General features: G+C 70.1%; 27 protein-coding genes and 1 pseudogene. 3 read left to right on the forward strand and 25 right to left on the reverse strand.

Features of this window, described 5'->3' with window-relative positions; translation table 11 throughout:
- The first annotated feature begins 155 nt into the window (after positions 1-155).
- On the forward strand, positions 156-785 hold the full coding sequence (locus ACFPOB_RS25230; RefSeq protein WP_377801092.1) for a sensor histidine kinase: 630 nt from the start codon (positions 156-158) through the stop codon (positions 783-785).
- A gap of 134 nt (positions 786-919) precedes the next feature.
- Positions 920-1837: a LysR family transcriptional regulator gene (locus ACFPOB_RS25235; protein WP_377801093.1), complete on the forward strand. Its 918-nt coding sequence runs from the start codon at positions 920-922 to the stop codon at positions 1835-1837.
- Here ACFPOB_RS25235 and ACFPOB_RS25240 read toward each other — a convergent pair.
- The 24 genes from ACFPOB_RS25240 to ACFPOB_RS25355 all read right to left on the reverse strand — a co-directional run bounded on the left by ACFPOB_RS25240 (position 1788) and on the right by ACFPOB_RS25355 (position 21425).
- Complete coding sequence (locus ACFPOB_RS25240) at positions 1788-2006, reverse strand: DUF2274 domain-containing protein (protein ID WP_377801094.1); 219 nt, start codon at positions 2004-2006, stop codon at positions 1788-1790. The two genes, ACFPOB_RS25235 and ACFPOB_RS25240, sit on opposite strands and share 50 nt — an antisense overlap.
- Positions 2007-2016: 10 nt before the next feature.
- Positions 2017-3270 (reverse strand): TraB/TrbI/VirB10 family type IV secretion system protein, encoded by a 1254-nt coding sequence (locus tag ACFPOB_RS25245; protein WP_377801095.1) that lies wholly within the window; start codon positions 3268-3270, stop codon positions 2017-2019.
- Complete coding sequence (gene trbG, locus ACFPOB_RS25250; RefSeq protein WP_377801096.1) at positions 3267-4271, reverse strand: P-type conjugative transfer protein TrbG; 1005 nt, start codon at positions 4269-4271, stop codon at positions 3267-3269. The genes ACFPOB_RS25245 and trbG overlap by 4 nt, the downstream gene beginning before the upstream one ends.
- Positions 4271-4954: a conjugal transfer protein TrbF gene (trbF, locus tag ACFPOB_RS25255; RefSeq protein ID WP_377801098.1), complete on the reverse strand. Its 684-nt coding sequence runs from the start codon at positions 4952-4954 to the stop codon at positions 4271-4273. Before trbF ends, trbG begins: the two co-directional genes overlap by 1 nt.
- Positions 4955-6250 carry a P-type conjugative transfer protein TrbL gene (gene trbL / locus ACFPOB_RS25260; protein WP_377801099.1) on the reverse strand — a complete coding sequence of 432 codons (1296 nt, stop codon included), beginning with the start codon at positions 6248-6250 and terminating at the stop codon, positions 4955-4957.
- A complete protein-coding gene (gene trbK-alt, locus ACFPOB_RS25265) occupies positions 6247-6570 on the reverse strand; it encodes a putative entry exclusion protein TrbK-alt (RefSeq protein ID WP_377801100.1) in 324 nt (107 codons plus the stop codon). The genes trbL and trbK-alt overlap by 4 nt, the downstream gene beginning before the upstream one ends.
- Before the next feature lie 11 nt (positions 6571-6581).
- Positions 6582-7325, reverse strand: coding sequence for a P-type conjugative transfer protein TrbJ (gene trbJ / locus ACFPOB_RS25270; RefSeq protein ID WP_377801101.1), 744 nt, complete (start codon positions 7323-7325; stop codon positions 6582-6584).
- Positions 7322-9763 carry a conjugal transfer protein TrbE gene (gene trbE / locus ACFPOB_RS25275; protein ID WP_377801102.1) on the reverse strand — a complete coding sequence of 814 codons (2442 nt, stop codon included), beginning with the start codon at positions 9761-9763 and terminating at the stop codon, positions 7322-7324. Before trbE ends, trbJ begins: the two co-directional genes overlap by 4 nt.
- Before the next feature lie 10 nt (positions 9764-9773).
- Positions 9774-10046 carry a VirB3 family type IV secretion system protein gene (locus tag ACFPOB_RS25280; RefSeq protein ID WP_377801103.1) on the reverse strand — a complete coding sequence of 91 codons (273 nt, stop codon included), beginning with the start codon at positions 10044-10046 and terminating at the stop codon, positions 9774-9776.
- Positions 10046-10351 (reverse strand): TrbC/VirB2 family type IV secretion system protein, encoded by a 306-nt coding sequence (locus ACFPOB_RS25285; protein WP_465248454.1) that lies wholly within the window; start codon positions 10349-10351, stop codon positions 10046-10048. Before ACFPOB_RS25285 ends, ACFPOB_RS25280 begins: the two co-directional genes overlap by 1 nt.
- A gap of 8 nt (positions 10352-10359) precedes the next feature.
- Complete coding sequence (trbB, locus tag ACFPOB_RS25290; RefSeq protein ID WP_377801105.1) at positions 10360-11280, reverse strand: P-type conjugative transfer ATPase TrbB; 921 nt, start codon at positions 11278-11280, stop codon at positions 10360-10362.
- 180 nt (positions 11281-11460) lie between these two features.
- A complete protein-coding gene (locus tag ACFPOB_RS25295; RefSeq protein ID WP_377801106.1) occupies positions 11461-11901 on the reverse strand; it encodes a CopG family transcriptional regulator in 441 nt (146 codons plus the stop codon).
- Positions 11898-13904, reverse strand: coding sequence for a conjugal transfer protein TraG (locus ACFPOB_RS25300; RefSeq protein ID WP_377801107.1), 2007 nt, complete (start codon positions 13902-13904; stop codon positions 11898-11900). The genes ACFPOB_RS25295 and ACFPOB_RS25300 overlap by 4 nt, the downstream gene beginning before the upstream one ends.
- Positions 13905-14012: 108 nt before the next feature.
- Positions 14013-15767 (reverse strand): relaxase/mobilization nuclease domain-containing protein, encoded by a 1755-nt coding sequence (locus ACFPOB_RS25305; protein ID WP_377801108.1) that lies wholly within the window; start codon positions 15765-15767, stop codon positions 14013-14015.
- Positions 15768-16013: 246 nt separating this feature from the next.
- Positions 16014-16871, reverse strand: a complete 858-nt coding sequence (locus ACFPOB_RS25310) for a lytic transglycosylase domain-containing protein (RefSeq protein ID WP_377801109.1) — start codon at positions 16869-16871, stop codon at positions 16014-16016.
- Positions 16871-17377: a S26 family signal peptidase gene (locus ACFPOB_RS25315; protein ID WP_465248453.1), complete on the reverse strand. Its 507-nt coding sequence runs from the start codon at positions 17375-17377 to the stop codon at positions 16871-16873. The genes ACFPOB_RS25310 and ACFPOB_RS25315 overlap by 1 nt, the downstream gene beginning before the upstream one ends.
- Positions 17374-17838 carry a DUF2840 domain-containing protein gene (locus ACFPOB_RS25320; protein ID WP_377801110.1) on the reverse strand — a complete coding sequence of 155 codons (465 nt, stop codon included), beginning with the start codon at positions 17836-17838 and terminating at the stop codon, positions 17374-17376. Before ACFPOB_RS25320 ends, ACFPOB_RS25315 begins: the two co-directional genes overlap by 4 nt.
- The gene (locus ACFPOB_RS25325) at positions 17835-18077 is read right to left on the reverse strand and encodes a ribbon-helix-helix protein (RefSeq protein WP_377801111.1); all 243 of its coding nucleotides are present in this window, start codon (positions 18075-18077) and stop codon (positions 17835-17837) included. Before ACFPOB_RS25325 ends, ACFPOB_RS25320 begins: the two co-directional genes overlap by 4 nt.
- Entirely contained in the window at positions 18074-18712 is a 639-nt protein-coding gene (gene parA, locus ACFPOB_RS25330; RefSeq protein WP_377801112.1) for a ParA family partition ATPase, read from the reverse strand. The genes ACFPOB_RS25325 and parA overlap by 4 nt, the downstream gene beginning before the upstream one ends.
- Complete coding sequence (locus ACFPOB_RS25335) at positions 18709-19806, reverse strand: replication initiator protein A (protein ID WP_377801113.1); 1098 nt, start codon at positions 19804-19806, stop codon at positions 18709-18711. Before ACFPOB_RS25335 ends, parA begins: the two co-directional genes overlap by 4 nt.
- Before the next feature lie 15 nt (positions 19807-19821).
- The gene (locus tag ACFPOB_RS25340; protein WP_377801114.1) at positions 19822-20106 is read right to left on the reverse strand and encodes a helix-turn-helix transcriptional regulator; all 285 of its coding nucleotides are present in this window, start codon (positions 20104-20106) and stop codon (positions 19822-19824) included.
- A gap of 129 nt (positions 20107-20235) precedes the next feature.
- Complete coding sequence (locus tag ACFPOB_RS25345) at positions 20236-20742, reverse strand: DUF2285 domain-containing protein (protein WP_377801126.1); 507 nt, start codon at positions 20740-20742, stop codon at positions 20236-20238.
- Positions 20675-21043, reverse strand: coding sequence for a transcriptional regulator domain-containing protein (locus tag ACFPOB_RS25350; protein WP_377801115.1), 369 nt, complete (start codon positions 21041-21043; stop codon positions 20675-20677). The genes ACFPOB_RS25345 and ACFPOB_RS25350 overlap by 68 nt, the downstream gene beginning before the upstream one ends.
- Positions 21044-21128: 85 nt before the next feature.
- Positions 21129-21425 carry a DNA -binding domain-containing protein gene (locus tag ACFPOB_RS25355; protein WP_377801116.1) on the reverse strand — a complete coding sequence of 99 codons (297 nt, stop codon included), beginning with the start codon at positions 21423-21425 and terminating at the stop codon, positions 21129-21131.
- A gap of 168 nt (positions 21426-21593) precedes the next feature.
- Between ACFPOB_RS25355 and ACFPOB_RS25360 the strand changes: the two genes are divergently transcribed.
- The gene (locus ACFPOB_RS25360) at positions 21594-21839 is read left to right on the forward strand and encodes a helix-turn-helix domain-containing protein (protein WP_377801118.1); all 246 of its coding nucleotides are present in this window, start codon (positions 21594-21596) and stop codon (positions 21837-21839) included.
- Between the two features lie 42 nt (positions 21840-21881).
- Here the strand turns inward: ACFPOB_RS25360 and ACFPOB_RS25365 are convergent.
- A pseudogene (locus ACFPOB_RS25365) lies at positions 21882-22058 on the reverse strand (DUF736 domain-containing protein); the annotation flags it as partial.
- Between the last annotated feature and the right edge of the window lie 94 nt (positions 22059-22152).

The following is a 22152-nucleotide window of genomic DNA, read 5'->3' on the forward strand; positions in this document are numbered from 1 at the left end:
TGGCTGGGGACTTGGCACAAAGGTACAGCGCCCAGGCGACGGAGCTCCAAGGATCCAGATCTCTACGCGCCAGAACCGCCGACGTCGCCCTCAAGGCTTTCACCCCGCCCATCACGCGAACCTGGGCACTGCTGCTCGTCAGTCGGGGCATCTGAATGGCTGGCGCAGACGACCTCGTTTCCGAAATGCGACACCGGGTGGCCAATGATCTCGCGTTGATATGCGCGGTCATCGATCATCAGCGGCGTCGGCTCGGGACGATCACAGCCGACGAGGCCCTCGATGACGTCGCGGGCGCGGTGATGGCTCTCGCCCTGCTGTATCGCCAGCTGTACGAACTCGATCGCACCGGCGCGGTGGTGGACCTTTCCGACCATCTGCGGTCGCTCACCTCCGGCCTGTCGGCGGCGTATTTCGATCGCCTCCAGATCAGGGTCACCTGCCCGGACGGGGTCGTTGCCGCGCCACCGTACGTCGTGCGTGACATCGGACTGATCGTCACCGACCTGATCTACAACGCGGCCAAGCACGCGTTTCGAAAACGCGGTGGTGAGGTCTGGGTGAGGATGTACGACCGCCCGGAATGCATCGTCTTCGAGGTTGGCGACGACGGCATCGGTCTGGACACAGCGCCTCGGCTTATCGCCGGCGGCGGCCTGAGACTGGCCCGGCGTCTGGCGCTTAGTCTCGGCGGGCAGATCGACGTATGCTCGGATCGAAAGCAGGGAGCGGTCGTGTCCCTGACGATCCCCACCCTGCGATCACCGCCCGGCGAAGCTCACTGAAGGCGCAGCTGGTTGTGCGGAGAGAGACCGCTGCCGCTGCTTCTGACCTTAAGCGAGCGTCGCTCGGCATCGACCGATCTCGGACCGACATCGCCCTTCTGATTAGCTTGCAACGCTCGTTCGAGCGGGCAGGTATGGATCTCAAGGATCTGAGAACATTCGTGGCGGTGTCAGAGGCAGGGGGTTTCCGGCGAGCCGCCGAGTATCTCGGCATCGAGCAGTCTGCGCTCAGCCGCCGCGTGAGGAACCTCGAGGATGAACTGGGCGTGTCGTTGTTCGAGCGGCACCGTGGTGGCGTTCGCCTTACGCGAGCCGGGGACCGCTTCAAACAAGATGTCCGTGCGGTGCTGGCTAGCCTTGACGTGGCGGTCGCGCACGCCGCGAGCGCCGGCGTGGGACAGAACGGAAAGCTGAGGATCGGAGTCGGGCCGACGCTGTTCGGTGGGCCCATGCGGAACCTGATGGAAGCTTGGCGAGAGCAGCATGCAGGCGTCCACTTGCTGATTGCCGAGTCGTCTCCGCACGAAAGCCTCGCCAATGTCGTCGGCCGTGCTCTCGACTTAGCGATCGTCGCCGGGGCCGACTGGAACGGAGGATGCGAGGTCGAAGTCCTCTGGCGCGACCAGGTCAACATCGTCGTTCCGAAGAAGCTCGCTGGGCAGTTCGCGGTTCCGGTGCCGATCAGGGACTTGGCATCCCGGGACTACATTGTGTCCCGTTGTGGCTTCGGACCCCAAGTACGCGACTGGATCCTGCGTCACCTGTCCAATCTTGCGGTCAGCCCCCGCGTAGAGTTCTTTGATGTATCGCGTGGTGTGCTGTTTTCCATGGTCGGGCTCGGATTTGGACTGACCTTCGCGACCGGCGCAGAGGCGGAGGTGGAATATCCCAATGTCGCCTTTCTTCCGGTCGAGGGCGAAAGCATTCCTTACAGTGCGCTTTGGCTTGCCGAGAACGACAACCCGGCGCTCAGACGCTTCCTCAGCCTAGCTAGAATGCAGCTCAGGAATGGCGCCGCCGCGCCTTCGCGAATGCCCGATCAGTCGCCATGAAGCGTGCGAGCATCGGCGCGATTAGCTTTGCTGGCTCATTCGGCTGACCGGTCTCGCGGCTGAGGATTTCAGCATAGGTAACGAGATCACGATGGACGCCGGCCGGCAACTCCAAGGTCAGGCGCACCGGCTTCTCGTCGACCAGTGCTCCGAGCTTCAGCTTCGTCAAGGTCGCCTCCTCAACCGCGCCAGGGTTCGAGCACGAGATCGCGAGTCAGGATGACCCGGACCGGGAAGCCGGGCCGCACGGTCAGTGTCGGCTGCACGTTCAACGACCGCCCGACGAGTTGGCGGCCGGTCTGGCTGATACTGTCCGAGCTGCCCTGACGGATCGCACGGACGAGCTCGCTCTCCTCGTCGCCTGCACCGGCTTCCGTGCCCACGGCTAGCAGGGTCGAGATCGCGGCGGCGCGGAAGATCTGGCCCCAACGGTTGTCGACGCCGTCCTCTAACCCAGCGAAGCCAGCGGCGTCGGCCCCAGGCTGGCGCTCCAGCACGATCGAGCGGCCGTTCGGCATAATCAGCCGGGTCCAGATGAGCAGCGCCCGGCTCTGCCCGAACGAGACCTGCGCGTCGTATTGCCCAATCAGCCGCGACCCCTGCGGGATGAGGAGCAAGCGTCCGGTCGGGCCGTCATAGACGTGCTCGGTCACTTGTGCGGTGACTTGGCCCGGCAGATCGGAGCGCAGGCCGGTGATCAACGCAGCCGCGATGACGGCCCCGGCTTGTACGACATGGGGACTGGCGGGCGCCTGCACCCGGTCGGCGCTCACCGTGCGGCGATCGGTGGACCCGTTCAAAAAGGCGAGTCGCCGATCGTTCTCGGTTGGCTGCGGCTGGAGCTGGGGCTGGTTCAGCCCCGCCAAGCCGAACGGGTTGGCCGGCGCGGCGGCAAGCGGATCAGCGGTGCCAGCTGGCCCACTCGCGACGCTTGTCCGGGTCTCGGCCGCGAACAGGCGGCTGGCGCGCGCCGCCTCCATCTCCTGCGCGATCCGCTGGCGTTCCTGCGCCAGGCGCTGTGCCTCCGGGTCGACCTGGGCGGGTGCAGGCTGGGCTGGTGCGCCCGGCACGGGCGGCGGCTGGACGCCGGCGTTGAGCATGGGGCGGCCAAGATCACCCGGCAGCGGCGGCCCGAGCTGCGGGATCTGGCGCGGCACGCCGGCATAGTCGCGCGGCAGGCGCTCCAAGCCGTCAGCGGTCGAGCGGTTCTCGGTGTTGTAGAGCTCGGCCGGCGCGTCGGGCCGGCTCGTCTGCAACGCCCAGATCAGCGCGCCCCCGATCGCAACGGCGGAGGCACCCGCGAGCAGCCCGAGAACGCGCCGCGACAGCCGAACGACACGCGGACGCTCGGGCCTGAGTCTCAGCTCGGCCGCGATCTCCCGCTCCGGGCGGGGCGCCTCGGCTGAGCCCTTCTCGTCCCGGACATCGCTCATGACGCGGGCCGCCCGTCGGTGCGGACGATGCGCACGCGGCGCTGGCGGTCGCCGCCGAGGCGGAGCTCGGCGCCGCCGAACAGCCGGTCGACCACCATGTAGCGGCCGCGGACGCGATAATTGACGAGCTCGGCCGACCCTTGCGCCCCGATGATCCAGAGCGGCGGCATCTCGCCCTGGCCGATGCCGGACGGGAACTCGATATAGACCTGCCGTCCGTCGTCGAAGGCGCGCACTGGCCGCCAGGCGGGCCGATCGCCTTCGATCGCGTAGCGGAAGTTCAGGTTCTCGATCGCGGGAAGCGTCGAGCTCGCGACCGGCTGCGCGGCTTCGGCCGCGGCATTCTGGCGACGCAAGGCGATCAGCGCGTCCTGCGGATAAGACCAGGAGACCGACGCCATGTAGGTCCGCTCGGCCGAGCGCAGCTCGAGGTGGTAGGTGCGCCGGTCGGTGTTGATGACGAGGTTGGTCTGCAGGTCGGGACGGACCGGCTTCACCAGGATGTGGACGCGGGTGTTCGGGCCCGAGCCGCTCGTCGTGTCGCCGATGATCCAGCGCACCGTGTCGCCCGCCGCGACCGGTCCCGCGCCGACCAGCTGCTCGCCGGGCTGGAGCGCGATGTCGGTGACCTGCCCGGGCGCCGCATAGACTTGGTAGAGAGCGCCCTCCGAGTAGGGGTAGACCTGGACGGCGTTGAAGTAGCCGGAGCGGAACGGCTGGACGCGCGCGGCGCTGTTCGCCGCCTCTACCCGCGCGCGCGGGTCCGTCGGCTCGGGCGTTTGCGCGCGCGCTGGCGGCACGCGCTGGAGTTGGCCGGGAAGCGGCAGCGGTGTCGGGACCTGCACGATCTCGACGGGCCGGGGCGGCTCGGCCGCGAGCACGGCGGGCTGCGGCGTGGCGGCCTCGTCGTAGCTGATCTCCGGCGGCGTCCAGTCGGAGGTGGCGCAGGCGGACAGCGACACAGAGCCGAGCAGCGCCAGGGTGAGGGACGTCAGGCGCATCAGCCGAGCTCCTTGGACCAGTTGAGGGCGTGGATGTAGATGCCGAGCGGGTTCTTCCGCAGCCGCTCGGCATCGCGAGGGCTCTGGACGGCGATCGTCAGGATGGCGGTCCAGCGTTCGGTCGCGGCGAGCGCGCCGTCGACGTAGCGGCGCTCGGTCCAGGCGACGCGGAAGCTGTCGGGCGAGGCGCGGATGACGGACGAGACCTCGATCGCGCGCTGCTCCTTGCCGAGCAGCGCGAACGGGTCGTTGGTGCGGGCATAATCGTTCAGCGCCAGCGCGCCGCGGTCAGTGGTGTAGTCGTAGGCGCGAAGCCAGTTCTGCCGCAGCACGATCGGGTCGGCGGGCACCCCGCGCGTCTGCTCGATCCACCGCGCCAGATGCCACGCGATCTGCGGATCGGTCGGGCGGTATTCGGCGTCGGCAGGCGCCACGGCCTGCACTTGGCCCAAGCGGTCGACTTGCACCACCCAGGGCACGATGGTGCCGGACGCGGTCACCCAGACGAGGCCGGCCGCGAGGCCGCCGGACAGGAACAGCGACCCGAACGCCATCAGGCGCCAGTTCCGGGCCTGGACGCGGGCTGAGCCGATCCGGTCATCCCAGACCTGGGCGGCCCGCTGATAGGGCGTCTCGGGCTCGGGCGTTCGGCCGTAGCGGTTGGAGGCGCGCTTGAAGAACATCTATTCCCCTTCCCGGACACTGACGGAGGATCCCGCACCGCCACCGTCGCCGGAGCGGAGCGCGTGGGCGGTGGTCTGGACGCCGTGAGCGGCGGCTTGCCGGCGGCGCATGGCGCGCGCCCAGGCAGGCTCGCCGGTCGGCGCGGCTGAGCTGTCGTTGGCGGCGGTGGCGGAAGCGGCACTCGCGCCGGATACGGCCTGACCGCCGCGCTGGAAGTCCTGGCGCAGGCTCTCGCCGGCACGGCGGAGCGGGCTGGCGGCGGCCGAGGCTCCAGCCCGGGCGACGCCGGACAGGCCGCCCGCGACGCTACCGCCGCTCGCCTCGCTACCGAGCTTGTAGGCGGTGGACGCGCCACCAGCGACGCTCGCCGCCCCGCGCGTGCCGGCGACGGCAGCACCGGCGACACCGCGCGCGGCAATGCCGGTTGCAGCGGCGCCGGCCATGACCGCACCGCCGGCCGCGAGGCCCGTGCCGACCGCGGCGCCCGCGCCGAGCTGCGGGCCACCCGAGACGATGCCGTTGGCGATGCCGGGCGCGAAGATGCCCAAGCCCAGCAGCGATAACGCGGCGAGCACCAGCGCCATCGCGTCCTCGATGGTCGGCTGGCCGGTGAAGCCGCGGGTGAACTCGCCGAACAGCGTCGAGCCGATGCCGACGATGACGGCGAGAACCAGCACCTTGACGCCCGAGGAGATGACGAGGCCGAGCACGCGCTCGGCCATGAAGGCGGTCTTGTTGAAAAGGCCGAAGGGCACGAGCACGAAGCCGCAGAGCGTCGCGAGCTTGAACTCGATCAGCGAGATGAAGAGCTGGATCGCCAGGATGAAGAAGGAGAGCAGCACGATCGCCCAGGCGAAGAGCAGGATCGCGATCTGGATGAAGTTCTCGAAGAAGGAGACGAACCCCATCAGCCCGGAGATGGAATCAAGGATCGGCCGCCCGGCTTCGAGGCCGGTCTGGGCGATCCGGCCGGGGCGCAGGAAGTCGGCGGCCGACATGCCGGTGCCCGATGCCTGGAGGCCCAGTCCCGCGAAGCTCTCGAAAATGATGCGCGAAAGGTTGTTCCAGTTGGAGATCAGGAAGGCGAAAGCGCCGACGAACAGCGTCTTCTTGACGAGTCGCGCGAGGATGTCTTCGTCGACGCCCCAGGCCCAGAAGAGCGCGGCGAGCGTCACGTCGATGACGATCAGCGTCGAGGCGAGGAAGGCGACCTCGCCGTTCAGCAGGCCGAACCCGCTGTCGATGTAGCGGGTGAAGACCTCCAGGAAGCGGTCGATGACGCCCATGCCGTTCATGACCGGGTCTCCTGCGAGGCGTCGGCCGGACGGCGCTCGCCGGGGCTGAAGAAGCGGCGGCGGTTCTCGGCCCAGGCGGAGCGACAGGCCGGGTCGTCGAGCGCCGCCTGGCCGAGTCCGTTGCAGCGCAGCAGCTCGGCGCGGAGCGGGTCCACAGGCTGGCTGAGGGCGGGCCGAGCGCGGGGGGCAGCGTCCTCTCCGTCCGGGCCAACCACCACCGCCGCGATGCCGGACAGGACCGTGGCGATGGCGAGGATGATGATGACACGGCGGACCTTCGGCCGGTCGAGCTCTTCCTGGGTCACGATCCGCCGGCGCATCACGTCATGCCTCAGCGGTTGTGGAACATGGTGACGGTCGAGGGTTGGTAACCCTGGCCCGGCGTCAGGAAGCGGCGGAGCTGCTCGCGCCCCTGGTCCTGCGCCGCCGCGCGCTGCGCCGCCTCCAGGCTAGCGGCCCGGCCCTGCGCCGCGACGGCGGCGGTCAGATCGGCGAGCTGCTGCGCCTGGAGCGCGAGCAACTGGTTGCCCGCCTGCGCGGCCTGGAGCGCGCCGGTCGCCGACTGGCTCGACCCGATCAGCGCCGACATCTGGGCGCGGTTGGTGTCGATGTTGCCGACCACACCGGCCTGCACCTTGAGCGCGTCCTGGAGAGCGGCGACCGAGGTCTGCCAGCGTTCTCGCGCGCCCGCGATCATCTCCGCCTGCGAGGCGGTGGGGTTCGCCGCGCCGTAGGTCGTCGTGAAGGCGCGGTCGATCTGCTGGACGTCATAGGCGATGCGCTGCGCCTGGCCGAGCAGCTGCTGCGTCCGCTGCACCGACTGCTGGAGCTGCTGCAGGGAGGAGTAGGGCAGGCTGGCGAGGTTGCGCGCCTGGTTGATCAGCCCCTGCGCCTCGTTCTGAAGCGAGGTGATCTGGTTGTTGATCTGCTGGAGCGCGCGGGCGGCCTGCAGCACGTTCTGGACGTGGTTGGTCGGATCCCAGACGGTGATCTGGGCCTGGCTCGGCGCGGTCGCCGAGAACAGCGCAAACGCGGCAACGCCGACGGTGAGGATGGAACGGGCACGAGTCTTCATGGGACGATCTCCGGCTGGGGTTGAGGGGCGTTGAGGAGGTCGGTCGCCCAGGCGACGCCGCGCGCCTCGAGCCAGGCGCAGGCGAAGCCTTCGCGTCCGTGTTCGGCGAGCAGACGGGCGATCAGCGCCTGGTCCGACTTCGCGGACGCAGCGGTGAAGGCGAGCGCGACCTCGCCGAGGCCCAGCTCGAACAGCCGGTTCCCGCGGCGGCTCTGGCAGTAATAGTCGCGCTTCGGAGTAGCCCGGCTCAGGATCTCGATCTGGCGGTCGTTGAGCCCGAACCGCTCGTAGACACGCGCGATCTGCGGCTCGAGGGCGCGCTCGTTCGCGAGGAAGATGCGCGTCGGGCAGCTCTCGATGATCGCCGGCGCGATCGTCGAGCCGTCGATGTCCGCGAGGCTTTGCGTGGCGAAGACGACGGACGCGTTCTTCTTGCGCAGCGTCTTCAGCCACTCGCGCAGCTGGCCGGCGAAGCCGCCGTCGTCGAGCGCGAGCCAGCCCTCGTCGACGATGAGCAGGGTCGGGCGGCCGTCGAGGCGGTCTTCGATACGGTGGAACAGGTAGGCGAGCACCGCGGCCGCGGCCCCGGTGCCGATCAGCCCCTCGGTCTCATAGGCCTGGACCTCGGCTTCGCCGATCCGCTCGCCCTCGGCGTCGAGCAGCCGGCCCCAGGGCCCGCCGACGCAGTAGGGCTTGAGCGCCTGTTTCAGGGTCTGCGACTGGAGCAGCACCGAGAGGCCGGTGAGCGTGCGTTCTGCGGCCGGCGCCGACGCGAGACTGGCGAGCGCCGACCACAGATGCTCCTTGACCTCGGGCGTCACGGTCACGCCCTCGCGGGCGAGGATGGCGGCGACCCACTCGGCCGCCCAGGCGCGCTCGTCGGCCTGGTCGATGCCGGCCAAGGGCTGCAGCGCCACGGGCTCGGCGACGTCGTCGGTCAGCGAGCCGCCGAGGTCGTGCCAGTCGCCGCCCATGGCGAGCGCGGCCGCCCGGATCGAGCCGCCGAAGTCGAAGGCGAACACCTGCGCGCCCTCGTAGCGGCGGAACTGCAGCGCCATGAGCGCGAGCAGCACCGACTTGCCCGCGCCGGTCGGGCCGACCACCAGCGTGTGGCCGACATCGCCGACGTGAAGGGAGAACCGGAACGGGGTGGAGCCCTCGGTCTTGCCGAGCAGCAAGGGGGGCGCTTGCAGATGCTCGTCCCGTTCCGGACCCGCCCACACGGCCGAGAACGGCATCATGTGGGCGAGGTTGAGCGTCGACAGCGGCGGCTGCCGGACGTTGGCGTAGACATGGCCGGGCAGGCTTCCGAGCCAGGCCTCGACCGCGTTCACCCGCTCGACCATGCAGGTGAAGTCGCGGCCCTGGATGACCTTCTCGACAAGGCGCAGCCGCTCCTCGGCGACGCGGGCGTCTTCGTGCCAGACCGACACAGTTGCGGTGACGTAGGCGGTGCCCACGAGATCGCTCCCAAGCTCCTGGAGCGCGAGGTCCGCATCCGCGGCCTTGTTCGAAGCGTCGTTGTCGAGGAGCGCCGACGCCTCGTTCGTCATCACCTCCTTCAAAATCGCGGCGATCGACTTGCGCTTGGCGAACCACTGGCGGCGGATGCGCCCGAGCACGCGCGCGGCGTCGGTCTTGTCGAGCAGCACGGCACGGGTGACCCAGCGATACTCGAAGGCGAGGCGGTTCAGGTCGTCGAGCAGCCCCGGCCAAGTCTGGGACGGGAAGCCCATCACCGTCAGTGTGCGCAGATGCGCGGAGCCGATCTGAGGTTCGAGTCCACCTACGAGCGGCTCGTCGGCGAGGATCGCGTCCAAGTGCATCGGTGTCTCGGGCACGCGCACGCGGTGGCGGCGCGTCGAGACGGTGGCGTGAAGGTAGGTGAGCGTCTCGACGTCATCCAGCCAGCGCGCCTCGGGCATGAAGCCCTCCACGAGGTGGAGCACGCGGTCGGTGCGGTCGACGAAGGCCGCGAGGAGCTCGTGCCCGTCCACCCCGCGCCCGTCGCGGCCCTCGTAGAGCCAGGCCTCAGCGCGCGAGGCGTCCTCCGCCGGCGGCAGCCAGAGGAGCGTCAGGTAGTAGGCGCTCTCGAAGTGCGCGCCGGCCTCCTCGAACTGCGCGCGGCGCTCGGCGTCGACGAGCGCGGAGACGGGGTCGGGAAAGCGCGAGGTCGAATAGGCACCCGCGGGCAGGCGCTGCGCCTCGACGAAGATCGACCAGCCGGAGCCGAGACGGCGGAGCGCGTTGTTGAGCCGCGAGGTCGTCCCGACCAGCTCGGCCGGCGTCGCGCTGTCGAGGTCGGGGCCGCGGAAGCGCGCGGTGCGCTGGAGCGAGCCGTCCTTGTTGAGGATCACGCCCTCGGCGACGAGCGCCGCCCAGGGCAGGAAGTCGGCGAGGCGCTGCGAGCGGGAGCGGTATTCGGCAAGGTTCAGCACGGGTCCGCCCTCACGCGCCGAGATGGGTGGGATAGCGGAGGTGGCGGCGCACGACGTCGACGAAAGCCGGGTCGCGCTTGGCCGCCCAGACCGCCGCCAGGTGGCCGACGAGCCAGATCAGGAGGCCGGCAAGCCAGAGGCGGAGCCCGAGGCCGAGTGCTGCGGCGAGCGTGCCGTTGATGATGGCGAGCGCCCGCGGCGCGCCCCCGAGCAGGATCGGCTCAGTCAGCGAGCGCCGAACGGGCGCGTAGAAGCCGAGCGCGGGCACGTCGCCGCCGAGCATCAGACCAGCGCCCCGCCGCCGAACGAGAAGAACGACAGGAAGAAGGACGAGGCCGCGAAGGCGATCGACAGGCCGAACACGATCTGGATCATGCGGCGCGCGCCACCCGACGTGTCGCCGAAGGCGAGCGTCAGGCCGGTGACGATGATGATCATCACCGCGATGATCTTGGCGACCGGACCCTGGATCGACTCCAGTATGGACTGGAGCGGCGCCTCCCAGGGCATGTTCGAGCCGGCGGCATGTGCCGGGGCGGCGAGCACGGTCAGAGCGAGCACGCTGGCGCTGGCGCAAAGGCGGGACAAGGTCTTGGTCACGACGGGTCTCCTGCGGGGATGAGCTGGTAGTCGCCGGCGGGGGTGAGCCCCTCGACACGGGCGAGTTCGGTCAGGCGGCGCGCCGAGCCGCGACCGGTGAGCACGGCGATGAGGTCGATCGTCTCGGCGATCAGCGCCCGGGGCACGGTGACGACGGCTTCCTGCACGAGCTGCTCGAGGCGCCGGAGCGCGCCGAGCGCGGTCCCGGCGTGAAGCGTGCCGACGCCGCCGGGGTGGCCGGTGCCCCAGGCCTTGATCAGGTCGAGCGCCTCGCCGCCACGTACCTCGCCGATCGGGATGCGGTCGGGCCGCAGGCGCAGCGCCGAGCGAACGAGATCAGTGAGCGTCGCCGCGCCGTCCTTGGTGCGGAGTGAGACGAGATTGGGCGCGGCGCACTGGAGCTCGCGCGTGTCCTCGATCAGCACCACGCGGTCGCCGGTCGTCGCCACCTCGGCGAGGACAGCATTGACCAGCGTCGTCTTGCCCGTCGAGGTGCCGCCGGCGACCAGGATGTTTTGGCGCGCGTGCACAGCGGCACGGAGCGCCTCGGCCTGAACAGCCGACATGATGCCCGCTTCGACATAGTCGCCGAGCGTGAACACGGCGACCGCGGGCTTGCGGATGGCGAAGCTGGGCGCCGCCACGACCGGCGGCAGCAGTCCCTCGAAACGTTCACCGCTGTCGGGGAGCTCGGCTGAGACGCGGGGAGCGCCGGCGTGGACCTCGGCGCCGACGTGGTGAGCGACGAGGCGGACGATCCGCTCGCCGTCGGCGGTGGACAGCCGGGAGCCGGTGTCCTCCAGGCCGCCGGACAGCCGGTCCAGCCAGAGGCGGCCGTCGGGATTCAGCATGACCTCGACCACGGCCGGGTCGTCGAGGAAGCCGGCGATCGCCGGCCCGAGTGCGGTGCGCAGCATGCGACTGCTGCGGACGTGGGACTCAGACCTGAAGGCGATGGTGGTCACGATGATCGGCCCCGTCTGCGCCGCCCGGGACGAGGGCGGCTGAAGCAACGGGGTCGATTACAAAGCGGCCGATCGGGGCCCGTTCAACAAGCGCGAGGGCGTAGTAGAGCGCTGGCGTAGAGAGGCAGGGACTTAGGCCGGATCGGCTCCACCATCGTCGCCGGGCAGGTCCCGCACGACCTCGTCGGCGAAGGTGCGTCCCTTCGCGAGCCGTCGCCCGAGCGTCTCGACAAAGGCCTCGAACCGCTCCCGGCCTTTCGCCTGGGCCGCCGCCTGGTGGCTGTCCGGCAAAGGCGGGGTCGCTGTCAGCCAGAAGCGGATGAACAGCGCCAGCGTTTCGTTCGAGATGGTCAGGTGACGCTGGAGCTGGTCGTTCTGACGCGAGAGCCGGTCGAGTCTGCGCGACAGCGCTGCCTCCAGCCTGTCAGCGCCGTCGGGCGATAGGTGCGAAGCGAGCGCCGCCTCGACAACGCTGCCCTGGCTGACGCGCTTGCGCCGAGCGTAGTCGGCAAGCTGGCTACTCACCTCGCTGGACAAACGGAACGTGACCTTGACGCGGGCGGGCCGCTTCACAGGTCGACTCCGTCGTCAGGATCGAGCGCCGCCTGCCGAGCCAAACCGAACGAGCGGTCCTGCAGCGCCTTGGCGCGCACCGCCTCGTCGTCCGGCTCGTCGATAAGCGCCGCGAACTCGTCTGCCGGCGTCGGATCTTCGGGCACGACGGCTTCGTGCTCCGGCAGCATAGGCTCACGCCTGACGCCGGCGTTCGCCGGATCCTCTGTGTCGCTCGTCTTCGAGCGCGGGGCGCCCGCCACGAGCGTCGGCACGGGCAGGCTCGTCCAGTCGTCCCGACCGCGGCGCTGACACGGCCCGGCGTTGAGGCCAAGCCGATCATCCTCGGACAGGCCCGGCGCCGCGAGGACGCGCGCCTTCAGTCTGCCGTCGGCGTAGTAGCGGGCCTTGGTCGCCCGGATCGGGTGCACGCCGGACACGAGCACCAGCTCATCAGTCGGGGGCAGCTGCATGACTTCGCCGGGGGTGAGCAGCGGCCGGGCCGTCTCCTGGCGCGACACCATCAGGTGGCCGAGCCAGGGCGAGAGCCGGTGCCCGGCGTAGTTGCGGGCGTCGCGCAACTCGGTGGCGGTGCCGAGCGTGTCCGACACGCGCTTGGCGGTGCGCTCGTCGTTGGTGCTGAAGGCGACCCGGACGTGGCAGTTGTCGAGGATGGCGTTGTTCGGGCCGTAGGCCTTTTCGATCTGATTGAGCGACTGGGCGATGAGGAAGCTTTTCAGCCCGTAGCCCGCCATGAAGGCGAGCGCCGACTCGAAGAAGTCGAGCCGGCCAAGCGCCGGGAACTCGTCGAGCATGAGGAGGAGCCGATGCCGCTTGGTGCGGCTCTCCAGGTCCTCGGTCAGGCGGCGGCCGACCTGGTTCAGGATCAGCCGGACGAGCGGCTTGGTCCGCGAGATGTCGGAGGGCGGCACGACGAGATAGAGGCTCGCCGGCCGGGCGCCCTCGACGAGGTCGTCTATGCGCCAGTCGCACCGGGCTGTAACCGCCGCGACCACCGGGTCCCGATAGAGGCCGAGGAACGACATGGCGGTGGAGAGCACGCCGGAGCGCTCGTTCTCAGACTTGTTCAGGAGCTCGCGCGCGGCGCTGGCGATCACCGGGTGCGGCCGGTCGCCGAGATGCGCCGTCGTCATCATGGCGGTCAGCGTCGTCGCGATCGGGCGCTTGGGATCGGAGAGGAAGTTGGCGACGCCGGCGAGGGTCTTGTCGGCTTCGGCGTAGAGGACGTGGAGGATGGCTCCGACCAGCAGCGCGTGGCTGGTCTTCTCCCAGTGGTTCCGCTTCTCGAGCGCGCCTTCGGGATCGACTAGGATGTCGGCGATGTTCTGGACGTCGCGCACCTCCCAAGGCCCGCGGCGCACCTCGAGCAGCGGGTTGTAGGCGTGGCTCTGGGCGTTGGTCGGGTCGAACAGCAGCACGCGCCCGAACCGCGCGCGCCAGCCGGCGGTCAGGCCCCAGTTCTCGCCCTTGATGTCGTGGACGATGCACGAGCCCGGCCAGGTGAGGAGCGTCGGCACGACAAGGCCGACGCCCTTGCCCGAGCGCGTCGGCGCGAAGCACAGGACGTGCTCGGGTCCGTCGTGGCGCAGATAGTCGCGCCCGAGCCGACCGAGCAGCACGCCGTCGGGGCCGAGCAGGCCCGCGGCCTCGACCTCGCGCCGGGTCGCCCAACGCGCTGAGCCATAGGTGGTGACGTTCTTCGCTTCCCGGGCCCGCCACACCGACATGCCGATCGCGACCGCGATGGCGGCGAACCCGCCGGACGCGGCGATGATCCCGCCCTCGTCGAAGACCTCGGGCGCGTAGGCCTCGAACCAGTACCACCACCAGAAGAAGGCGGGCGGTGCGTAGACGGGCTGATCGCCGACGACGAACCAGGGCGCGCCGAGCTGGGCCTGGTAGCCGAGCCGCCACGCCGTCCATTGCGTCGCGCCCCAAGTCGTCGCGAGCACGATCGCGAACACGACGAGGATCTGACCCCAAAGGATGCGCGTAGCCGACACAGATGCTCCGTTGATTGGAGCGGCAACCCACGCGCGGGCGACCCGCCCGCGCAAGAGCTGTCAGCGAGGCGTAGGGACGGCGGATAGACGCTCGCGCAGATCGGCGGGTCATAAGGTGAGGCCGCGCGTGCGCCCATGGCTCCAGTCGACACCGCTGCCCGGCAGCATGACGCCCTGGACCTGCTGGCCAAGCTGGCGTTCGAGCGCCGGCTTCCAGGGCACGAGCTCGAAGCCGAGCCCGTTGTCGATCATCGCGAACCGGCCCGAGGAGAGCGTGATGCGCTGACGATAGATGCCCCCGACGTGATCGCCGGCCGCGCCTGGGCGGTGCGGCAGGCCGGTCTCGGCCGACAAGCGGCTCGCGGCGGCGTCAAGCTCGCGCCGCTGCAGCGTGTCGAGGAGGTCGCGCGCCATCACCATGCGCTGGCCTTGGCGCCGAGCTAGACCCTCGCCCGCGAGGTGCTCCGCCCTAGCCTCAAGCGCGGACTGTACTTCCGCTCCGAAGCCGCTCCCGGCCAGCGGCGCGGGCTCACGGGCGACAAGCTGGCGGTCGAGCCAGGTCGCGCCGGCCGCCGTCACTTGCTCGGTGAGCGACAGGTCTGATCGGACCGACAGGGTGAGCCGTCGCTTGCCGTCAGCGCCCTCGAAGCTGCGCGCCTCGACGATGGCGCCAGGCTCGGCATCGCCGGTCGCCTCCAGGCTGGCGAACCGAAGGTGATGGCTGCGTCCATCGACGCCCTCGATCACGACGTAGGCCGAGCCGGAGAGCTCATCGTGCAGGCCGCGGTCGGCGAGCCGGCCGAGCACGCCCGGCTGCGCGACCTCGCCATGGATGGCGAAGTCAGCGACAGCTGGCTCGCGGCCGCCGCGCGCCAGCGCCCGGTGCACGGTGCGGATGACGTCGCCGCGCTCGCCGAGCGCGCGGAGCGTATTCTCCGCGCCGGGCGCAAGCGACCATTGGGCGGGCCCGGTCGGGCTCGCCACGCCGAGCCGTTCGAGATGCTGGGCACGGCCGATCATCAGGCCGCGGAGAGACGGGTCGGCGTCGGCCGGACTACCGGGCCGGAGATCCACCACGCCGCCGTCCCGGTCGGCTTGGCTCCGGAGCGCGTGGTCCAGACCCGTCCAGCGCTCGGCCGACACCTCGCGGGCGAGCGCCGCGCCAATCTCCTGCTCCGTGCGCGGGCCGAGCTCGAGCGAGACGAGCTGCTCGGCCCGGCCGCGCAAACCCCGGGTGAGGTAGTCGCGGCTGATGACGAGATCGTCGCCAGTCTCCGTGCGGCCGCGGACGAGGATGTGGACGTGCGGGTTGTCGGTGTTGTGGTGCTCGACCGCGACCCAGTCGAGCCTGGTCCCGAGGTCGCGCTCCGCGTCGCTCATGAGGTCGCGGGTGAAGGCGCGCAGATCCTGCATGCGCTCGGCGTCCTCGGGCGAGACGATGAAGCGGAAATGGTGGCGGTCGCCTTCGCAACGGTCGGCAAACGCATTGCCGTCCACGCCATTGCGCTCGGCGTCGAACAGCGCGCCGCTCGAGCCGTCGCGGCTGACGCCATCGCGCTGCAGGTAGCGGACGTGGGTGGCGAGCGGCGCGGACCGGAACGCCGCGCCCCGGTGACGCGCGATGCGGGTCTTCACCAGCACGCGGCGCGACGGGCTGCGCAGGGTGGCCGCGACCGCCGCGACGCGGCCGCGGCCGAAGGTGGAGCGACCGCCGCCAGAGGCGGTGAAGCGCCGGCCTGAATGCCCCGCCTTCTTCGCGGCCCGCATCACCTGCCCGACGAAGCTCTTGGCCTTGCCCGCGTTCTGGCCGCCGCTGCGGATGCGGCCCGGGCGGATGCGCAGGTCGTCGTCGCGGGCGCTCATGGCCGGAGAGGCCCGCCCGACGCGTGCCAGACGTGCAAATTGAGGAAAAGCAGGGTGTTCACGGCTAAAGCGCCAGCCACGTGTGGCGCGTGCCAGACGAAAAAGCGCAGGCCCCACAACCGCATAGCCCCGAGCCGCAGGCAGGGCTTTCATCTTGCCCTCTGCGGTCGTTCTCATACCGGATTCCTAGTACTCCTCCCTGGAGCACGCCGGCACACGCCACGCTGCGATCGTCCACTCTGATGCTCATCCTCCGCTGGGTTCCCTGGTTCGAGGCACGAAGAGGCCGTTGCCGTGGTCCGACTGCGGCTCCGACGTGTCGTCGTTGGTCACGTCGTTGGACGTTGGCCGCGCCTCGATCGGGCTGACCGAGTTCGGCTCCGGCGCCAGGGCCACGACAGGCTGGCGAGCGACGAACAGTCGGCCGGTCGGGGGAACCACCGTCGTGTTCGCGGCGTCGACTTGGCGTAGCGAGCGAGCGTCGGACGTCCGCTCTGGCGTCACCGCACCCGCGCTCCAGGCGACGAAGATCGGAGCCGAGAAGGGCGATGCGGCTGTCGGTGCCCGTGCGACTGACACGCTCGGCACGTCGCCAATGTTCAGCACTGGACCGAGCCGCGCGAGGTAGCCAACCGTTTCCGCAGGCAACGGCCGGACGCCGGCGAGATGCGCTTCCCAGCGTCCCGGCCCCGCATTGTAGGCCGCGAGCATGCCGGTCGTGCCGTAGCGGTCAAACATCTCGCGAAGGTACGCCGTGCCGGCCATGACGTTGTCGCGGACGGCAAACGGATCGGCGCCGAGGCCGTAGCGAGCACGCAGCTCGGCGTAGGTGCCGGGCATCACCTGCATGAGGCCCATCGCACCGGCATGCGACACGGCATCTACCCGCCCGGCGCTCTCGACGCGCATCACCGCGCGGATCCAATGCTCGGGCACGCCGAACCGCCGCGACGCCTCGGCGATCGCGGCGGACACCGGATCAGGGACGGCGGCAGCGCTTCCGGGCTGCCGGGGCTGGACCTGTGCGGCGACACCATCGCTGCACGCTGCGAGCAGAGCGAACGCGGCGAGAAGGGACCGGGAAGAGGAAGAGAGGCGCAGCATCAGCCTTCCTCCCGGACCCACACCGGCGACGCTCGGCCGACGATGCTGGCGGCGGGGATCGGGCCGAAATAGCGGCCGTCGAGCGACGCCGGATTGTCCCAATTGAGCAGGAACACCTCGCCGTCAGCGATCACGCGGCAGCCGCTCCAGACGGGCAGCGCCCGGCCGAGCCGGTCGCGCTCGCGAGCTTCTGCCTGCGGCGCGCCGTCGATCGTGATGGTGAGACGGTCACGGCAGACCCGCTGGCCCGGCAGTGCAGCGATCCGCTTCAGGAGCGGCACGCCAGAGGCCAGGTAGCCGCCATCGGCGAGGAAGCTCGCGAGCGGCTCGGGCGGCCGGGCGAGCACGAGGTCGGTGACCTTTAGCGCGGCCGGCGAGCTGATCGCGTAGAGGCCGATCGGCACGCTCTCGGAAGCGTTCCACACGAGCCTGGGCGGCGGCGGCAACAGCGCGCTCAAGCCGAGCGCGGACGACGCGACGAGCGTCGCGACCATGGTCTTCATCATGCGGTCATCTCCCGTCTGAGGGTCCAGGCGCGGTGACGCTCGTGCGCATAGGCACGCGGCTCGTCGTTCGCGGACAGGCGGCTGTGGACATGCCGCCAGTGATCCGGACAGGCGTCGGCCGGATCGATCCCGAGCGCCTCGACCTGGTCGATGGCGTGGAGCACGCGCTCGACCTTCGGCCAGCCGGACAGGCGCAGCAGCACCTCGCCGCCGGGCGTCACGCCGGGCACGGTGGTGAGCGGCTCGCCGGCGGCGACGGCGCGCAGGATGTCGATGCGCGAAACGGCGGTGCCGTAGTCGTTAGCCGCCCATCGGACGAAGGCGAACACGGCGTCGGGCGCGAACCACAGAGCACGACGGCGGCGGTCGAGGATCTCTTCCTCGACAGGCCGGCCGAAGCGGATCCAGCGCTCGATCCGGCCCTCCAGGTGCAGGAGCTCGACGCGCGTGTGCCAGGTCATGGCGCACCTCCCGCGTCGCCATATTCGCGCTCAAGAAGGGCTCGGAGCATCTCGGCTACGGTGAGCCCGCGCTCGAAGGCGGTGATCTTGATCCGGCCGCGCAGCACCGGCGTGACGTCGATCGTCAGCCGCGCGGTGTAGGGGTCGGGGAGCTTGGGTGTCGCCTCGGGCGCACGCACCCAGTCGTCAGGCGTGGTCGGCCGGACAGCGAACCCGCGCTTGTTTGACGGCCCCTTCATGTCGACAGCCCGTCGATCTCGGCGGCGACCGCAGCGATCTCCTGCGCCGCGATGGCGCCGGCCGGAACTTCGTGGACGAGCCGACCCGAGCGCGCCGTGTCGGCGAAGGCGATGCGCTGGCCGATCCGGTTGCTGAGCGCCGGAGGGTCGTGGTCGGCGAGCGCGTCCGCGGTCTCGCGGGCGATGATTGTGCGCGACGAGACGCGGTTGAGGAGCAGACGCGCGGGCAGGCCGGGCCGGTAGACACGCGCCTCGTCCAGCTGCCGGAGCATCTCGGCCGAGGCCCAGCCGTCGAACGGCGAGGGCGTAGCGGGGATGAGGACGAGGTCGGCGGCGATGAGCGCGGAACGCGCGATGCCGGCGACGCGCGGCGGGCCGTCGATGACGACGCGGTCGTAGCCGCGCGCCACCTCGGGCAATTCGCGGTGGAGCATGTCGCGGGGGAGCCCGACGACGCCGAACAGCCGCGCCAGCCCCTCCCGGCCGCGCTGCTCGGACCAGTCGAGCGCGGACCCTTGAGGGTCGGCGTCGACGACGAGCACGCGCGCACCCTTGGCGGCCCACTGGCCTGCGAGATGCAGTGCCAGCGTCGTCTTGCCGACGCCGCCCTTCTGGTTGAGGAGCGCGACGATCACCGCCGCGCTCCGCGACGGGTTGCAACGGCTGCGGACTCGCGCGCGCCCGCACGCGCTTCTTTCAAGTTAGATTCGTTAGAGGAGTTAAGCGGTTCGAGCGCGAGCGGAAGCTGCTGAAAAACTTCGCTGAATCTGTCGTCCGTATTTACGGCTTGCGCCCGAAGTCCCGATTCTGGTGCGCCCGAAATCCCGATAGGTGTGCGCCCGAAATCCCGATAGTCGGGATGAGCGGGCGAGCGGTTATCCACAGGCCCTTCTGCATCGGCCGGACGCATCACGATGAACTCGCCGGCGAACCCGGCGAGGTCGTAGACGCGCTCGATCTCCAGCCGGTAGCCGGGCAGCGGCTGGCGCTGGACGAGCCGGCGCAGGTCGAGGGCGAAATCCGAGAAGCGGGCGAGGCTGCCGCTCTTGGCGTGCAGGTGACGGAGCTCGAAGCGCCAGCCCTCGGCCTGGCGGCCGGCGTGCTTGCGGGCGACGCGGTACAGCCAGCGCTCGATCCCGCCGGTGAGCGCGAAGTAAGCGGGGTCGATCGTGAGGACGAGGCGCCGGTCGAGGACGCCCTGGTAAAACCAGTCGGGGAGCACGAGCTCGAGGCCGAGCGACCGGCCCGAGGCCGTCGAAAGCTCCTCCCACTCGTTGATCCAAGAGAATTGCTGGCGACGCCAGTGCTCGCCCTGGCGGATGGTAGTGCGCACCACGGTCGACTGAAGGCGCGTCAGTGCGCCTTTCAGCAGCTGATACTCGCGGTTGCCGGTGGCGCGTCCGACCGCGGTCAGCAGTTGGTAGGGCGTGAAGCGGAAGAAGCGGGACGGGGTGAGGCCGCGGTCGAGCGCCTCGACGATGTGGGAGCCCGCCCAGATCAGGATGTCGGCGTCCCAGATGGTGGCGAGGCCGTGTTCCGGAACGGCGTAGACCTGCACTTCCGTATCTCCGGCTTTGTAGAGGATCGGCTGGGTGCGCTTGGCCTTGGCGAGGCTGAAGAAGGGCCGCTCCATGAGGTCGCGCTGGTCGCGCGGGGGCACCGCGCCTTCGAGCGCTTCGAACGGGTCGAGCGTCGCCCGCTCGCTGGTCTGGAAGCGGCTGCGCGCCATGACGGCGGCCCGGGCTCAGCGGCGGGCCTGGCCGGCATAGGCCGGTGAGACGGCTGTGTGGCGCTTGGCGGGCAGCACGACATCGCCGGTGTCGTCGGAGGTCGACGCCTTGGCGCCGCGATCGACCCAGGCTTGCAGGTCCTCGACTTTGTAGACGACGCGTCCGCCGAGCTTTGAGTAGCGCGGGCCGGTGCCGTAGGTGCGGTGCTTCTCGAGCGTACGGCCGGAGAGACCCAGGAAGCGGGCAGCCTCGGGGGTACGGAGATAGCGGGGCGGGAGATTGGCGGGGACAGCGGACATGAGCGGGCCTCCGTGACGCGATCTGCGGCTGCCGGGGGTCGGCGGCCGTCACGGAACCAAGCTGGCGAAGCGCGCTGGCGTAGGGGGAGTTCGAAGACGAAGGCCTCGGATACGGACCCCCGGCGCGGGTCAGGCGAACTGCGGCGGCAAGCCGGCGAGCGCGCGGTATCCGCCGCGCATCAGCGCCGTCGCGTCGGCGACGAGACGGAGCGTGCGGCTGCGAAGGTCATGGCTCTTCCAGGCCGCGCCCGACGGCACGCGGTCCACGCCGAAGAGCCCGGCCGCGAGCGCCCGGTAGCTCGCGCCCGCGGCGCGGCCGTCGAGCGCGCGCAAGCCCAGGATCAGGCGTCGGCGGCGCTGGGCTGTGAGCGGGTTTTGGCCGCGAGGCCGGCCCGAGAGGGCGTGCCAAGCGTCAAGCAGGGCGGCGACGCGCGCGGGCAAGTCGGCGTCGAATGGGATGAGTGCGGCCAAGGGCAGATTTGGGCCGGAGCCGTCCAGGACGGTCATCTGAACGTCGGGGCCGCTGGCGCCGCGAAGCAGCAGATGTCGGCCGTCAGACGCGGCGTGATCAGCCTGCGGCGACGGCCAGCCCAGCGGTGGTCCAGCGTCGTTCGTCAGACCCGCCGGGGTCCTCATCGCCGCGATCACCTGGATCGACCGGACGGACCAGAACACGTCGGCGTTGCTTGCGGGACGGCGCGGATCGGCGACGAAATCGCAACCCCCAGGTCTGAGCGGTGGCTGCGGCGGCAGCGTCCGACCGCGCCGCCATGGCTTCGGCGTGATCGCGGACATAGTCCGGATTGCGCCGCAGATACTCCCACGCGAGGTCCCGCAGGGACGCGGTGTTCAGTTCCTCATAGGCGCTCTCCGAGCGCCAATCTCTACTCGACACGGACGGACTCCTTCGAGCCGCCACGGGAGCGATCCCCCGCACGCTCCGCGTGCATGATGCCGATTGATTCCGGCGAAGCTCGGCCGCGTCGAGTCCGCGGGTTAGATCAAGCGATGCCGCTCTAGCATCACCGATCGGCGTCGTCGGCGCGGCGGAGCAGGTCGCGATAGCCGCTCCGGGTCATCCACTGCGCTCGAGCGAGGTGCGAGTCGTGGATACGGCGCGCGCGCTCGGCATCGGCGGATGGGTCGAGTCCGAGGATGAGCTGCGCGGCTTCCTGCCAGTCTGCGCCATCGGCGTGGGCGTCGAGCAGCCGAAGGTAAGTGGTTGAGTGACCGAGATCATAGTCGGTCACCTGGTCGGCCGCCGGCGGTTCGTCCTGCAGCGGCGGCGGTCGCCGTGTCGCCATGGCGTGTGCTCCCAACGCCTGACCCCTTCGCAATCGAGCATGGTTAACGAGTGGTCTATCAGAACGACGCCCGTCCGCCACAACCTTCCGCGCTGTGCTACGGCACGACGTGCCGGATCAGCGTCGAATGCCGAGTATTATAACGCGTCGCACTAAAATACGCGAACGGCGGACACAATGCGGATGGATATCCGCAAGGTCTTCGCCGCGAACGTCAGGCGCTACAGGGAGGCGGCCGGGCTCAGCCAGGCGGCGCTGGCCGTCAGGATCGGTGTCGACAGGGCGCATGTGTCCACCATGGAGCGGGCGCAGCAGAACGTGACGATCGTGACGCTCTGGCACGTGAGCGAGGCGCTGGGCGTCCGCGCCGCGGCGTTGCTGGACGAGACAAACGTCTCCGAAGAGGCGGGAGATAACGAACGCGGGTGAGCGCCCCGCCCGGGTGGTCCGGGCGGGGCGTCTCGGCTCGGCTCACTCGCCGTTGCGGCGGCCGTTCGGGCGCGACCAGATGAGGCTGTAGCCCTTGCCGTCCTCGTCGTCGAAGAGGTTGGCGTAGATCGGAGCGGTGAAGCTCGGGTCGTCGAGTTTGAGGCCGAGATAGTCGCGGCCCTCGTTCGAGCGCTTCTCCCAGGCGGCGCCGATCTCGGCGTTATGCGGTGCACCGCATAAGACGGATTATGCGTAGCGCGGGATTATGTGGAGTCGTTGGCTGGCAGCCGCGGTTTTGCGGGGTTATTGTCGC

Source organism: Allobosea eneae, assembly GCF_042657265.1.
GTDB lineage: Bacteria > Pseudomonadota > Alphaproteobacteria > Rhizobiales > Beijerinckiaceae > Allobosea > Allobosea eneae.

Bases quoted from the DNA above. Each gene is read 5' to 3' on its own strand.
- ACFPOB_RS25230 (WP_377801092.1), top strand. From the start codon at position 156: ATGGCTGGCGCAGACGACCTCGTTTCCGAAATGCGACACCGGGTGGCC.
- ACFPOB_RS25310 (WP_377801109.1), bottom strand. From the start codon at position 16,871: ATGCTGCGCCTCTCTTCCTCTTCCCGGTCCCTTCTCGCCGCGTTCGCT.
- trbK-alt (WP_377801100.1), bottom strand. From the start codon at position 6,570: ATGCGCCGGCGGATCGTGACCCAGGAAGAGCTCGACCGGCCGAAGGTC.
- trbB (WP_377801105.1), bottom strand. From the start codon at position 11,280: ATGCTGCGCACCGCACTCGGGCCGGCGATCGCCGGCTTCCTCGACGAC.
- ACFPOB_RS25320 (WP_377801110.1), bottom strand. From the start codon at position 17,838: ATGACCTGGCACACGCGCGTCGAGCTCCTGCACCTGGAGGGCCGGATC.
- ACFPOB_RS25335 (WP_377801113.1), bottom strand. From the start codon at position 19,806: ATGGCGCGCAGCCGCTTCCAGACCAGCGAGCGGGCGACGCTCGACCCG.
- ACFPOB_RS25280 (WP_377801103.1), bottom strand. From the start codon at position 10,046: ATGCTCGGCGGCGACGTGCCCGCGCTCGGCTTCTACGCGCCCGTTCGG.
- ACFPOB_RS25305 (WP_377801108.1), bottom strand. From the start codon at position 15,767: ATGAGCGCCCGCGACGACGACCTGCGCATCCGCCCGGGCCGCATCCGC.
- ACFPOB_RS25360 (WP_377801118.1), top strand. From the start codon at position 21,594: ATGGATATCCGCAAGGTCTTCGCCGCGAACGTCAGGCGCTACAGGGAG.
- trbG (WP_377801096.1), bottom strand. From the start codon at position 4,271: ATGCGCCTGACGTCCCTCACCCTGGCGCTGCTCGGCTCTGTGTCGCTG.
- trbJ (WP_377801101.1), bottom strand. From the start codon at position 7,325: ATGAAGACTCGTGCCCGTTCCATCCTCACCGTCGGCGTTGCCGCGTTT.
- ACFPOB_RS25325 (WP_377801111.1), bottom strand. From the start codon at position 18,077: ATGAAGGGGCCGTCAAACAAGCGCGGGTTCGCTGTCCGGCCGACCACG.
- ACFPOB_RS25245 (WP_377801095.1), bottom strand. From the start codon at position 3,270: ATGAGCGATGTCCGGGACGAGAAGGGCTCAGCCGAGGCGCCCCGCCCG.
- ACFPOB_RS25340 (WP_377801114.1), bottom strand. From the start codon at position 20,106: ATGTCCGCTGTCCCCGCCAATCTCCCGCCCCGCTATCTCCGTACCCCC.
- trbL (WP_377801099.1), bottom strand. From the start codon at position 6,250: ATGAACGGCATGGGCGTCATCGACCGCTTCCTGGAGGTCTTCACCCGC.
- trbF (WP_377801098.1), bottom strand. From the start codon at position 4,954: ATGTTCTTCAAGCGCGCCTCCAACCGCTACGGCCGAACGCCCGAGCCC.
- ACFPOB_RS25345 (WP_377801126.1), bottom strand. From the start codon at position 20,742: ATGAGGACCCCGGCGGGTCTGACGAACGACGCTGGACCACCGCTGGGC.
- ACFPOB_RS25315 (WP_465248453.1), bottom strand. From the start codon at position 17,377: ATGATGAAGACCATGGTCGCGACGCTCGTCGCGTCGTCCGCGCTCGGC.
- ACFPOB_RS25235 (WP_377801093.1), top strand. From the start codon at position 920: ATGGATCTCAAGGATCTGAGAACATTCGTGGCGGTGTCAGAGGCAGGG.